The sequence below is a fragment of the Pseudomonas sp. MM227 genome (assembly GCF_947090715.1).
Taxonomy (GTDB): Bacteria; Pseudomonadota; Gammaproteobacteria; order Pseudomonadales; family Pseudomonadaceae; genus Aquipseudomonas; species Aquipseudomonas baltica.
This window is the reverse complement of the sequence record NZ_OX352319.1, coordinates 692,772-705,666: the sequence shown is the minus strand read 5'-3', so window position 1 is coordinate 705,666 and position 12,895 is coordinate 692,772. Positions and strand designations below refer to the sequence as shown.

General features: G+C 62.1%; 10 protein-coding genes. 1 reads left to right on the top strand and 9 read right to left on the bottom strand.

Features of this window, described 5'->3' with window-relative positions; genetic code table 11:
- Positions 1 to 29 precede the first annotated feature (29 nt).
- The 4 genes from glmM to rlmE all read right to left on the bottom strand — a co-directional run bounded on the left by glmM (position 30) and on the right by rlmE (position 5,027).
- Entirely contained in the window at positions 30 to 1,370 is a 1,341-nt protein-coding gene (glmM, locus tag ONG87_RS03120) for a phosphoglucosamine mutase (protein ID WP_122480188.1), read from the bottom strand.
- Between the two features lie 16 nt (positions 1,371 to 1,386).
- On the bottom strand, positions 1,387 to 2,238 hold the full coding sequence (gene folP, locus ONG87_RS03115) for a dihydropteroate synthase (RefSeq protein WP_122480189.1): 852 nt from the start codon (positions 2,236 to 2,238) through the stop codon (positions 1,387 to 1,389).
- Between the two features lie 36 nt (positions 2,239 to 2,274).
- Entirely contained in the window at positions 2,275 to 4,185 is a 1,911-nt protein-coding gene (gene ftsH / locus ONG87_RS03110; RefSeq protein WP_185795388.1) for an ATP-dependent zinc metalloprotease FtsH, read from the bottom strand.
- Between the two features lie 197 nt (positions 4,186 to 4,382).
- On the bottom strand, positions 4,383 to 5,027 hold the full coding sequence (gene rlmE, locus ONG87_RS03105) for a 23S rRNA (uridine(2552)-2'-O)-methyltransferase RlmE (RefSeq protein WP_264382209.1): 645 nt from the start codon (positions 5,025 to 5,027) through the stop codon (positions 4,383 to 4,385).
- 100 nt (positions 5,028 to 5,127) lie between these two features.
- Between rlmE and ONG87_RS03100 the strand changes: the two genes are divergently transcribed.
- Positions 5,128 to 5,436 (top strand): YhbY family RNA-binding protein, encoded by a 309-nt coding sequence (locus tag ONG87_RS03100; protein ID WP_049858703.1) that lies wholly within the window; start codon positions 5,128 to 5,130, stop codon positions 5,434 to 5,436.
- A 139-nt stretch (positions 5,437 to 5,575) separates the two neighbouring features.
- Here the strand turns inward: ONG87_RS03100 and greA are convergent, their stop codons facing one another.
- From greA to dnaJ, 5 genes are all read right to left on the bottom strand, one after another.
- A complete protein-coding gene (greA, locus tag ONG87_RS03095; protein ID WP_122480192.1) occupies positions 5,576 to 6,052 on the bottom strand; it encodes a transcription elongation factor GreA in 477 nt (158 codons plus the stop codon).
- Positions 6,049 to 9,270, bottom strand: coding sequence for a carbamoyl-phosphate synthase large subunit (gene carB / locus ONG87_RS03090; RefSeq protein ID WP_122714823.1), 3,222 nt, complete (start codon positions 9,268 to 9,270; stop codon positions 6,049 to 6,051). The genes greA and carB overlap by 4 nt, the downstream gene beginning before the upstream one ends.
- 125 nt (positions 9,271 to 9,395) lie before the next feature.
- The gene (gene carA / locus ONG87_RS03085; protein WP_122714822.1) at positions 9,396 to 10,532 is read right to left on the bottom strand and encodes a glutamine-hydrolyzing carbamoyl-phosphate synthase small subunit; all 1,137 of its coding nucleotides are present in this window, start codon (positions 10,530 to 10,532) and stop codon (positions 9,396 to 9,398) included.
- A gap of 321 nt (positions 10,533 to 10,853) precedes the next feature.
- Entirely contained in the window at positions 10,854 to 11,657 is an 804-nt protein-coding gene (gene dapB / locus ONG87_RS03080; RefSeq protein ID WP_122480195.1) for a 4-hydroxy-tetrahydrodipicolinate reductase, read from the bottom strand.
- Between the two features lie 17 nt (positions 11,658 to 11,674).
- Positions 11,675 to 12,802, bottom strand: a complete 1,128-nt coding sequence (gene dnaJ / locus ONG87_RS03075; RefSeq protein ID WP_122480196.1) for a molecular chaperone DnaJ — start codon at positions 12,800 to 12,802, stop codon at positions 11,675 to 11,677.
- Between the last annotated feature and the right edge of the window lie 93 nt (positions 12,803 to 12,895).

Below are 12,895 nucleotides of genomic sequence, written 5' to 3'. Positions count from 1 at the left end.
CCAACGCAACGTTCACTGGCAAGCCGTATTCAGGCGCAAACTTCACTCACCAGCCTGGCAAGCTCATCGGCGTAGCCACGCACGACTTTTTCGTCGTCGCCTTCGACCATTACCCGCACCAGCGGCTCGGTTCCGGACTTGCGCAACAGCACGCGCCCGCGACCACCCATGGCCTCGGTCACCCGCGCGCAGGCTTCCTTGACCGAGGGGTGCTCGACCGGATTGACGTCGCCGCCGGCAAAGCGCACGTTGACCAATACCTGAGGACACTTGCGCAGCCCCTGACGGGCGTGTGCAAGGGTTTCGTCACGGCGCTTGAGGGCCAGCAGCACCTGCAGCGCAGCGATGATCGCATCGCCCGTGGTGGTGTGATGGCAGCAGACGATGTGGCCCGAATTCTCGCCACCCAATTGCCAGTCACGCTCCTTGAGCTCGGCCATCACGTAGCGGTCGCCGACGCTGGCGCGAACGAACGGGATGGACAGGTCCTGGAAGGCCAGTTCCAGGCCCAGGTTGCTCATCAGGGTACCGACCACGCCGCCGTGCAGCTTGCCACGCTCGTGGAGATCGCGGGCGATGATGAACAGCAAGTCGTCGCCATCGACGATGGCGCCCGTATGGTCGACCATCAATACGCGGTCACCGTCCCCGTCGAAGGCAATGCCCAGGTCGGCATGGCCTATCAGCACGGCAGCCTGCAACGCTTCCATGTGGGTCGAGCCGCAGTTGTCGTTGATGTTCAGGCCATCGGGCGCGGCAGACAGCACGGTGACCTGCGCACCCAGCTCGCGAAAGACATTGGGTGCGACCTTGTAGGTGGCGCCATGGGCACAATCGATCACCAGCTTGAGGCCGGCGAAGTCGGTGGTGGTGGGCACGCTGCTCTTGCAGAACTCGATGTAGCGGCCAGCGGCGTCGTTGATGCGCGAAACCTTGCCCAGCTTGCTGGACTCGGCCACCGTCATCGGCGCATCCATGAGCTCTTCGATCATCGACTCGACTTCGTCGGGCAGCTTGGTGCCCTGGCCGGAGAAGAACTTGATGCCGTTGTCATCGTGCGGATTGTGCGATGCACTGATGACGATCCCGGCTTCGGCATGGAACGTACGCGTCAGGTAGGCAATGGCGGGCGTGGGCATCGGGCCGAGCAACAGGACGTCGGCGCCGGCCGCGGACAGGCCGGCCTCCAGCGCCGATTCGAACATGTAGCCAGAGATCCGCGTGTCCTTGCCGACCAGCACGCGGCACGCGCCCATCTTGCGGAACGCCATACCGGCCGCCCAGCCCAGCTTGAGCATGAAATCAGGGGTAATGGGGTACTCGCCGACACGACCACGAATGCCGTCGGTGCCAAAATATTTCCTGCTCATAAGTACTCCGTAATTCTTATTCGGCCGCTTCAACGGCGGCGATCATCCGAACGACATCAATCGTTTCGGCCACATCGTGGACGCGCAAGATCTTCGCACCCTTGGTCATCGCCAAGGCCGCCAGGGCCAAGCTGCCATTGAGGCGCTCGGCCACTGGCTTGTTCAGGGCCAACCCGACCATGCTCTTGCGCGAAACACCTACCAGCAAGGGCCGCCCAAGCGCATGCAGCGCCTGCATATGCTTGAACAGGCTGAGGTTGTGCGCATGCGACTTGGCGAACCCGAAGCCTGGGTCGAGCAGTATACGCTCTGCAGGGATGCCGACCGAAGCACAGGCGTGCATGCGTTCGGACAGAAAGCCCGCCACCTCGCCCAGCAGGTCGTCGTAGTGGGGATGGTCCTGCATGGTGCCAGGCTCGCCCACCATGTGCATCAGACACACCGGAAGGCCGGTGGCCGCAGCAGCGTCCAATGCGCCGTCGCGGCGCAACGCGCGCACGTCGTTGATCAAACCGGCGCCGAGCCGTGCACTTTCGCGCATGACTGCCGGCGTGGAGGTATCCACCGAAATGATTACATCCAGCTCGCGGTTGATCGCCTCTACCAAAGGGGCGACACGCTCAAGCTCTTCCACCGCAGACACCGCGCGAGCGCCGGGGCGTGTCGATTCGCCACCGATGTCGATCAGGGTTGCGCCGGCATCGACCATCGCCTGCGCATGGCGCAAAGCCAGATCGCGCTGGTTAAAGCGGCCACCGTCGGAAAAAGAGTCGGGAGTGATATTGAGAATGCCCATGACATGCGTCTGGGCCAGATCGAGAACTCGGTTGCCGCAAGGCAACCGAGTGGGGTATTGCGAAGGGGTCATGTCAAACCTTAGGTATCGAGCGTTGAGGCGTCTGTATCAGACCTCGGCCGCTGGCCCACCGATGGGTGTTTCAGGACGTGGATCCGGGGCGATGGTCGTGCCCGACGAACCCGACCCACCGCCGGACCAATCGCGAGGCTCACGCGGTGTGCGGCCTGCCATGATGTCGTCGATCTGATCGGCATCGATCGTCTCGTACTTCATCAGCGCGTCCGCCATTGCATCCAGCTTGTCACGGTTGTCCGTGAGGATCTGCCTGGCCGTGCCGTAGCACTGGTCAATGATACTGCGCACTTCGGAGTCGATCACCTTGGCAGTTTCGCCCGACACTGCTGCCGCACCACCGCCGCCGCCACGACCCAGGTAACCCTGGTCTTCGTCTTCCGCGTAGAGCAACGGCCCGAGCTTCTCGGACAGGCCCCACTTGGTGACCATGTTTCGAGCGATCTGGCTGGCGCGCATGATGTCGTTGGACGCACCGGTCGTAACGCCATCGAAGCCCAGTGTCATCTCTTCGGCGATACGACCACCGTACAGCGAGCAGATCTGACTGATCAGTGCGCGCTTGGAGAGGCTGTAGCGATCTTCTTCGGGCAGGAACATGGTCACACCCAGCGCGCGACCGCGCGGAATGATCGAGACCTTGTAGACCGGGTCGTGCTCGGGCACGACGCGACCGACGATGGCATGGCCCGCTTCATGGTAAGCCGTGTTCTGCTTCTCTTTCTCGGACATGACCATGTTTTTGCGCTCGGCGCCCATCATGATCTTGTCCTTGGCGAGCTCGAATTCCTTCATCTCGACAAGGCGCTTGCCATTGCGGGCAGCGAACAGAGACGCTTCGTTGACCAGGTTGGCCAGATCGGCACCGGAGAAACCCGGTGTACCGCGAGCGATGACCGCAGGGTTCACGTCGTCGCCCAAGGGCGCTTTCTTCATGTGAACCTTGAGGATCTGCTCGCGACCGCGGATATCCGGCAGGCCCACCACGACCTGACGGTCGAAACGGCCAGGGCGCAGCAGCGCAGCGTCGAGCACGTCCGGACGGTTGGTCGCGGCAATGACGATGATGCCGTCATTCATTTCGAAGCCGTCCATTTCGACCAGCAACTGGTTGAGCGTCTGCTCGCGCTCGTCGTGACCACCGCCCATGCCGCCGCCACGATGGCGACCCACGGCATCGATTTCGTCGATGAAGATGATGCAAGGCGCGTGCTTCTTCGCCTGTTCGAACATGTCACGTACACGGCTGGCACCGACACCGACGAACATCTCGACGAAGTCCGAACCGGAAATGGTGAAGAACGGTACCTTGGCTTCGCCGGCAATGGCCTTGGCCAGCAGCGTCTTACCCGTACCGGGCGGGCCGACCATCAGCACGCCGCGGGGAATGCGACCGCCCAGGCGCTGGAACTTGCCTGGATCGCGCAGGAACTCGACCAGCTCGCCGACTTCCTCCTTCGCTTCGTCGCAACCGGCCACGTCGGCCAGGGTGGTCTTGACCTGGTCTTCGGAGAGCAGGCGCGCCTTGCTCTTGCCGAAGCTCATCGGGCCGCCCTTGCCACCCGCCCCGCCCTGCATCTGGCGCATGAAGAACATGAACACCGCGATGATCACCAGGATCGGGAAGCTGGCCACCAGAAGCTGGGTCCAGATGCTTTGCTGTTCAGGCTGCTTGCCCTCGACCACGACCTTGTTGTCCACCAGGTCGCCGATCAGGCCGTTGTCCTGAATGGCGGGCCGGATGGTCTTGAAGGCATCGCCATCGGTACGCTTGCCGGTGATGACATAGCCATCCACGGCAACGCGCTCGACCTTGCCGTCCTTCACCTGCTGGATGAAGTCGGAATAGTTGAGGGTCTGCGGCTCATTGGGGCTGGAGAAGTTGTTCATGACCGTCACCAGGACGGCGGCGATGATCAACCACAGGATCAGATTCTTTGCCATATCGTTCAATTCGCTACCCTCTGAAGCCTGCTACCCGCAACCCGCGCAGGCGTGCTTCGCATGATGTTCACCGGCCAAACTTACTACATTGCCTACGGCTCCGCAGGCGGCGTCTGTAACCTTTTGTGAAACTTTGACTGCGTAATCTTCGTTTATGCTCAGCATGCCGCGCCATTTAATAAAAGCTATCGACAGCCTCAGACCTCGTGGTCCGGCTTTTCCGCGCCCTTGAAACCACGGCCCAGCAAGTACTGCTCGCGTGAGCGGTCACGGGACGAGGAAGGCTTGCGCATCTGCACCTTGTCGAACAACTGCCGAACGGTCTTGTGATACACGTCGAAGCCTTCACCCTGGAAGACCTTGATCAGGAAATCACCGCCCGGACGCAGAACCCGGCTGGCCAGGTCGAGCGCCAGCTCGCAGAGGAACATCGCACGGGGCATGTCGACTGCGGCCAGTCCACTCATATTGGGGGCCATATCGGAAATCACAAGGTCGACCTGCGAATTACCGACGGCCTCGAGGATCTGCGCGAGCACTGCATCCTCGGTGAAGTCGCCCTGAATGAAGGTGACATCGGGGATGCTGTCCATTTCCAGGATATCGGACGCGATGAGTCGACCCTGGCCACCAATCAGACGACTGGTCACCTGGGACCATCCACCAGGCGCGGCGCCCAGGTCGATGACACTCATGCCGGGGCGGATCAGGCGGTCGCGCTCCTGTATTTCCAGCAGCTTGTAGCTTGCACGCGAACGATACCCGTCTTTCTGCGCCATCTTGACGTAGGGATCGTTGAAGTGTTCTTTCAGCCAATTGAGGCTTGTCTTGGAACGGGCCACGGGGCACCTCGAATAACGGGTCGTGATTAACTGGGCGGAGCCGAGGGCGCTCGGGTAAACTGGCCGCCGCTTTTTACAAGATCAGATGAAGGGTCAGATTATGCCGCTCACTCAAGAGCAGAAGAAACAGTACAAATCGATTGGTCACCATCTGAAGCCGGTTTTGATGGTTGCCGACAATGGTTTGACTGAAGGTGTTTTAGCAGAATTCGAACGCGCCTTGAGCGATCACGAGCTGATCAAGATCAAACTCAACATCCTCGACCGCGAACAGCGCCTGCAAGCCGTTGCCGAATTGTGCAAGGTCGGCCGTGCCGATCTGGTCCAGGTCATCGGCAAGATGGCCCTGGTTTACCGCAAGAACCCGCAAGTGAACAAGCAACTGTCGAACGTGCATCGCTTTCGCTGATGCCCGGGCCGACCCTCGAGGTCGCGCCCTGCGCGCCGCCGAGGGGCCCGGCTGCCCTACCAACACCAGGCTAACGCCCAACAGCTGGTAGCACCACAGCTGCCAGATGGCGGCGCTCACGCGCCGCCACGGCAGTCGATCAAACGTGGGCGACTTCGACGATCTCGTACTCGATCACGCCGCCGGGGGTTTTCACCGTGACCACGTCGCCTTCTTCCTTGGCGATGAGGGCACGTGCGATGGGCGAGCCATGGGACAGCTTGCCACCCTTGATATCGGCTTCGTCCTCACCGACGATCTTGTACTTCACGCGCTCGTCGGTTTCGACATTGGCGATTTCCACGGTCGTGCCGAAAATCACCTTGCCGGTTTTCGGAATCGTGGTGACGTCGATTACCACGGCGTTCTGCAAACGCCCCTCGATGTCACGGATACGCGCCTCGACCATGCCCTGCTCTTCGCGGGCCGCATGGTATTCGGCGTTTTCCTTGAGGTCGCCCAGCTCGCGCGCCTCACCGATGGCCTGGCTCAGGCGCGGACGCTCGACCTTGCTGAGTTTTTCGTGTTCTTCCTCCAGGGCACGATGGCCTTGGACGGTCATTGGGTACTTGATCATGCGTTGAGTCCTGCGTGGAGATCCTGCAAACGGCGCACGGTCTTTTCAGGACCGAACTTGAGCGCTTCACAGATCGCTTCGCCAGCGGCAATGGTCGTGGTGCAGTAGATCTTGTGCTGCAAGGCGTTGCGACGGATCGAGTAAGAATCGGCGATCGACTGACGGCCTTCGGTGGTGTTGATGATCAAGGTGACTTCGTCGTTCTTGATCATGTCGACCACGTGCGGGCGACCTTCGGTCACCTTGTTGACGCGACGTACCTTCAAACCGGCTGCTTCGATGACGCGTGCGGTGCCTGCGGTGGCGACCACTTCGAAGCCCAGTGCGATCAGGTCGCGGGCCACGCCAGCCACCAGCGGCTTGTCGTCGTCACGCACGCTGATGAAGGCCGTGCCGCCGGTCGGCAGCACTTCGCTGGCGCCCATCTGCGCCTTGGCGAAGGCTTCGCCGAAGGTGTCGCCGACACCCATCACTTCACCCGTGGATTTCATTTCCGGGCCAAGGATCGGGTCGACGCCAGGGAACTTGGCGAACGGGAACACCGCTTCCTTGACGCTGTAGAAGTTGGGAATGATTTCCTTGGTGAAGCCGATTTCCTTCAGGGTCTTGCCGGCCATGACGCGCGCGGCAATCATCGCCAGCGAGGTGCCGATGCACTTGGACACGAACGGTACGGTACGCGAGGCACGCGGGTTGACTTCGATCACGTAGATCTTGTCGCCCTGCAGCGCCAGCTGCACGTTCATCAAGCCGATGACACCCAGTTCCAGGGCCATCTTCTTGACCTGCTCGCGCACTTCGTCCTGGACGTGGGCCGGCAGCGAGTACGGCGGCAGCGAGCAGGCCGAGTCACCGGAGTGAACACCGGCCTGCTCGATGTGCTGCATGATCGCGCCGATGACCACGTCGGTGCCGTCGCACACCGCATCCACGTCCATCTCGATGGCGCAGTTGAGGAAGTGGTCGAGCAGTACCGGGCTGTCGTTGGACACCTGTACGGCTTCACGCAGGTAGCGCTTGAGCTCGTCGAGTTCGTAGACGATCTCCATGGCGCGGCCGCCCAGTACGTACGACGGGCGCACGACCAGCGGGTAGCCGATCACGCCAGCGGCGCGAATGGCTTCTTCTTCGCTGCGCACGGTCGCGTTCGGCGGCTGCAGCAGGTTCAGGCGCTGGACCATCTGCTGGAAACGCTCGCGGTCTTCGGCGCGGTCGATGGAATCAGGGCTGGTGCCGATGATCGGCACGCCGGCTTCTTCCAGGGCGCGGGCCAGTTTCAGCGGGGTCTGGCCGCCGTACTGGACGATGACGCCCTTGGGCTTCTCGACGCGCACGATTTCCAGCACGTCTTCGAGCGTCAATGGCTCGAAGTACAGGCGATCGGAGGTGTCGTAGTCGGTGGACACGGTTTCCGGGTTGCAGTTGACCATGATGGTCTCGTACCCGTCGGCGCGCAGGGCCAGGGCCGCGTGAACGCAGCAGTAGTCGAACTCGATGCCTTGGCCGATACGGTTCGGGCCACCGCCCAGGATCATGATCTTGTCGCGGTCGGTCGGGTTGGCCTCGCACTCTTCCTCGTACGTGGAGTACAGGTAGGCGGTGTCGGTGGCGAACTCGGCGGCGCAGGTGTCGACGCGCTTGTAGACAGGGAACACATCCAGCTTGTGGCGATGACGACGCAGATTCTTGTCAGTGATGCCCAGCAGCTTGGCCAGACGCTGATCGGAGAAACCCTTGCGTTTGAGGCGGAACATCAAGGCCTTGTCGATATCGGCCAGACCCAGGGTCTTGACCTTCTCTTCTTCCTTGATCAGGTCTTCCATCTGCACCAGGAACCAACGGTCGATCATGGTCAGGGCGAAAATGTCGTCCACGCTCATGCCGGCGCGCATGGCATCGGCGACGTACCAGATGCGCTCGGCGCCCGGCACGGTCAGTTCGCGCTTGAGGATGCCATTGGCTTCGGGGCTGCTCAGGTCGACTTTCGGGTCCAGGCCACTGACGCCCACTTCCAGGCCGCGCAGGGCTTTCTGCAGGGATTCCTGGAAGGTCCGGCCGATGGCCATGACTTCACCCACGGATTTCATCTGGGTGGTCAGGCGCGCGTCCGCTTTCGGGAATTTCTCGAAGGCGAAGCGTGGCAGCTTGGTGACGACGTAGTCGATGGACGGTTCGAACGACGCCGGGGTCTTGCCGCCGGTGATGTCGTTCTGCAGTTCGTCGAGGGTGTAGCCGACGGCCAGCTTGGCCGCGACCTTGGCGATCGGGAAGCCGGTGGCCTTGGAAGCCAGTGCCGAGGAACGCGACACGCGCGGGTTCATCTCGATCACGACCATGCGGCCGGTGTCCGGGCAGATACCGAACTGCACGTTGGAGCCGCCGGTTTCCACGCCGATCTCGCGCAGCACTGCCAGCGAGGCGTTGCGCAGGATCTGGTATTCCTTGTCGGTCAGGGTCTGCGCCGGTGCGACGGTGATCGAGTCACCGGTGTGCACGCCCATCGGGTCGAAGTTCTCGATGGAACAGACGATGATGCAGTTGTCCTTTTTGTCGCGGACCACTTCCATCTCGTACTCTTTCCAACCGATCAGCGATTCGTCGATCAGCAGTTCCTTGGTCGGCGACAGGTCCAGGCCACGGGCGCAGATCTCTTCGAACTCTTCACGGTTGTAGGCGATGCCGCCGCCGGTACCGCCCATGGTGAACGAAGGACGAATGATGCACGGGAAGCCGAGCTTCTCCAGCACCGCATTGGCTTCTTCCATGCTGTGGGCGATACCCGAGCGCGGGCAGGCCAGGCCGATGGACTTCATGGCCTTGTCGAAACGCGAACGGTCTTCGGCCTTGTCGATGGTGTCGGCATTGGCACCGATCATTTCCACGCCGAACTTGGCCAGAACGCCTTCGCGCTCCAGGTCCAGGGCGCAGTTCAGGGCAGTCTGGCCACCCATGGTCGGCAACACGGCGTCGGGACGCTCTTTCTCGATGATCTTGGCCACGGTCTGCCACTTGATCGGTTCGATGTAGGTGGCGTCGGCCATGTCCGGGTCGGTCATGATGGTGGCCGGGTTGGAGTTGACCAGAATGACGCGGTAACCCTCTTCGCGCAGGGCCTTGCAGGCCTGGGCGCCGGAGTAGTCGAATTCGCAGGCCTGGCCGATGACGATCGGTCCGGCGCCAAGAATCAGGATGCTTTTCAAGTCTGTACGTTTTGGCATGGTTCTCACTCAATTGCGCAGTTCAGCCGGCTGCCCGCCTGAACTTTATTGGGCGGCGCCCTGGCGGCCTGTCCGTCTTCGACGGGGCCGGCCGGGGCGCGCGTTACACACGGGTCCGACAGTGATCAGCGGCGCTTGGCCATCGATTCGATGAAGCGGTCGAACAGCGGCGAGACGTCGTTCGGACCAGGGCTGGCTTCAGGGTGGCCCTGGAAGCTGAACGCGGCCTTGTCGGTCAGCTCGATACCCTGCAGGGTGCCGTCGAACAGCGATTTGTGGATCGCGCGGACATTGCTCGGCAACGTCGCTTCATCTACCGCGAAGCCGTGGTTCTGGCTGGTGATCATCACCACACCGCTGTCGACATCCTGCACCGGGTGGTTGGCACCGTGGTGACCATGCCCCATCTTGACGGTCTTGGCGCCGGCAGCCAGGGCCAGCAACTGGTGGCCGAGGCAGATGCCGAAGACCGGAATCTCGGTCTGCAGCACTTCCTTGATCGCCTGGATAGCGTAGTCGCAGGGCTCTGGATCGCCAGGGCCGTTGGACAGGAAGACGCCATCGGGGTTGAGCGCCAGCACATCGGCGGCCGGGGTTTGCGCAGGCACCACGGTGAGGTGGCAGCCGCGCTCGACCAGCATGCGCAGGATGTTGACCTTGACGCCGTAGTCGTAGGCGACCACATGGTAAGGCAGCTCGCTGTTGGGCACATCGGGGTGGCTGTCGGATTTCAGCTCCCAGACACTGGAGCGCCACTGGTAGGTGTCCTTGGTGCTGACTTCCTTGGCCAGGTCCATGCCCTTGAGGCCGGGGAAGGCGCGCGCGGCGGCGATGGCGGCCTCTTCGCTGATGTCGTCACCGGCCATGATGCAGCCGTTCTGCGCGCCTTTCTCTCGCAGGATGCGGGTCAGGCGGCGGGTGTCGATGCCGGCGATGGCAACCACGTTGTTGGCTTTCAGGTAGTCGTCCAGCGCCATGGTGTTACGCCAGTTGCTGGCCACCAATGGCAGGTCGCGGATCACCAGGCCTGCGGCCCAGACGCGATCGGACTCGGCATCTTCCGGGGTGGTGCCGGTGTTGCCGATGTGGGGGTAGGTCAGGGTGACGATTTGCTGGGCATAGGAAGGATCGGTAAGGATTTCCTGATAGCCGGTCATGGCGGTGTTGAACACCACCTCTCCAACGGTTTGCCCGTCGGCTCCAATGGCTTCGCCGCGAAAGATGCTGCCATCGGCAAGGGCGAGTATGGCTGGCTTAGTCAAGAAGACCTCCCGTAAATAAAGCCTGAAAGGGCGATCGCAGGTTGTAAAAAAGCGGAATGCCGTATGGATACGTCACCCCGCTTCTTTTCATCGAATTATCTGCGCGCTTTTAGTGGACACACTAAAGCTGTAGCTTACAGAAAAGAGGGGTTTTGGTCTACCGCGAATGCGGTGGGAAGTTCGCATGATGCGACAGGGGGCGGGAATTTGTGGTGATAGTACTAGCGTCTTCGCGGGCAGAGCCCGCTCCCACAAGGTTGGCGCCTAGCTGTGGGAGCGGGGCGGGCGGCGAGCCTTGTGCCTGCGAAGGGGTCGATTAGGTCAATGCAGGTCCAGCACGTCCTGCATGTCGTAGAAGCCTGGGGCGCGGCCGTCGAGCCAGAGGGCAGCGCGTACCGCTCCCTTGGCGAACGTCATGCGGCTGGACGCCTTGTGAGTGATCTCGACGCGCTCGCCGTCAGCGGCGAACAGCACGGTATGGTCACCCACCACGTCGCCCGCGCGCACGGTTGCGAAACCAATGGTCTGGCGCTCGCGCGCGCCGGTCTGACCTTCACGGCCGTACACCGCCACCTTTTTCAGATCGCGACCCAACGCGCTGGCAATCACTTCGCCCATGCGCACGGCCGTGCCCGAGGGCGCATCGACCTTGTGCCGGTGATGGGCTTCCATGATCTCGATATCGACGTCGTCGCCCAACACGCGCGCAGCGGTGTCGAGCAACTTCAGGCACAGATTGACGCCGACACTGAAGTTGGCGGCGAAGACGATGGGGATATCCTTGCCCGCCTCGGCCAGCAACGCCTTTTCTTCGGCACTGAAACCGGTGGTGCCGATGACCATGGCCTTGCCCGCCTTGCGGCAGAACGCCAGGTTTTTCAGCGTTACCGTCGGATGGGTGAAGTCGATCAACACATCGAACTCCTCCGCCACCTTGGCCACGTCGCCCGACAGCGGTACGCCGATCCGCCCCAGGGCAGCCAGCTCGCCGGCATCGGCGCCCACCAGCGTGCTGTCCGGCCGATCGACCGCCGCCGTCAAGCCGGCGCCGGGCGCCAGTTGGACCGCTTCGATCAAGGTCTTGCCCATGCGCCCGGCGGCGCCCATCACAGCTATACGTCGCATGCTCGAATCCTTATGCCTTACAGGTCGCCGAAGAAACGCTTCACACCCTCGAACCAACCATTGGCCTTCGGCGAATGGGATTCGTTGCCCTCAAGCGAAGTGCGGAATTCTTCCAGCAACTCACGCTGACGACGGTCGAGGTTGACCGGCGTTTCTACCGCCACCCGGCACATCAGGTCGCCGGCACCGCCGCCGCGCACGGGCGCAACGCCCTTGCCGCGCAGACGGAACTGCTTGCCGGTCTGGGTGCCTTCCGGAATCTTCAGCTTGACCCGACCGTCGAGGGTCGGCACTTCCAGCTCGCCGCCCAATGCCGCGTCGGTAAAGCTGATCGGCACTTCGCAGTACAAGTGCTTGCCGTCGCGCTGGAAGATCGCGTGCTCGCGCACGTTGATCACCACGTAGAGGTCGCCGGTCGGGCCACCCTGCATGCCCGCCTCGCCTTCACCCGACAGGCGAATGCGATCACCGGTGTCGACGCCCGAAGGCACCTTGACCGAGAGGGTCTTGTATTCTTCGACACGGCCTTCGCCATGGCACGAATCGCACGGGTCGGAGATGATCTTGCCCTGGCCATGGCAGCGCGGGCAGGTCTGCTGCACCGAGAAGAAGCCCTGCTGCATACGCACCTGGCCGATACCGCCACAGGTCGGGCAGGTGATCGGCGCCGAGCCTTTCTTCGCGCCACTGCCGTCGCAGGGCTTGCAGTTGACCAGCGTCGGCACACGGATGCTGACCGTGGTGCCGCGCACGGCTTCTTCCAGGTTCAGTTCGAGGGTATAGCGCAGGTCGCTGCCACGCTGGGCGCCACCGCGGCCATTGCCGCCGCGACCGCCACCGAAGAAATCGCTGAACACATCGCCGAAGATATCGGAGAAATTCTGGCCGCCGAAACCCTGGCCACCGCCACCCATGCTCGGGTCGACGCCGGCATGACCATATTGGTCGTACGCCGCGCGCTTGCTCGCATCGGACAGCACTTCATAGGCCTCGTTGGCCTCTTTGAATGCCTCTTCCGATTCCTTGCTGTCGGGGTTGCGATCCGGGTGATGCTTCATCGCGAGGCGGCGATAGGCCTTCTTCAGATCTGCTTCGCTGGAGCCGCGCTCCACCCCCAGAACCTCGTAATAGTCACGCTTTGCCATAAGTCTTTTTACTCTTTTGGGAGCCAGCACGCAGGGGCGCCGCTGACCGCGCCGCCAACATCCGATCGCTGTCGCATGTTGTTAAAATTCGTG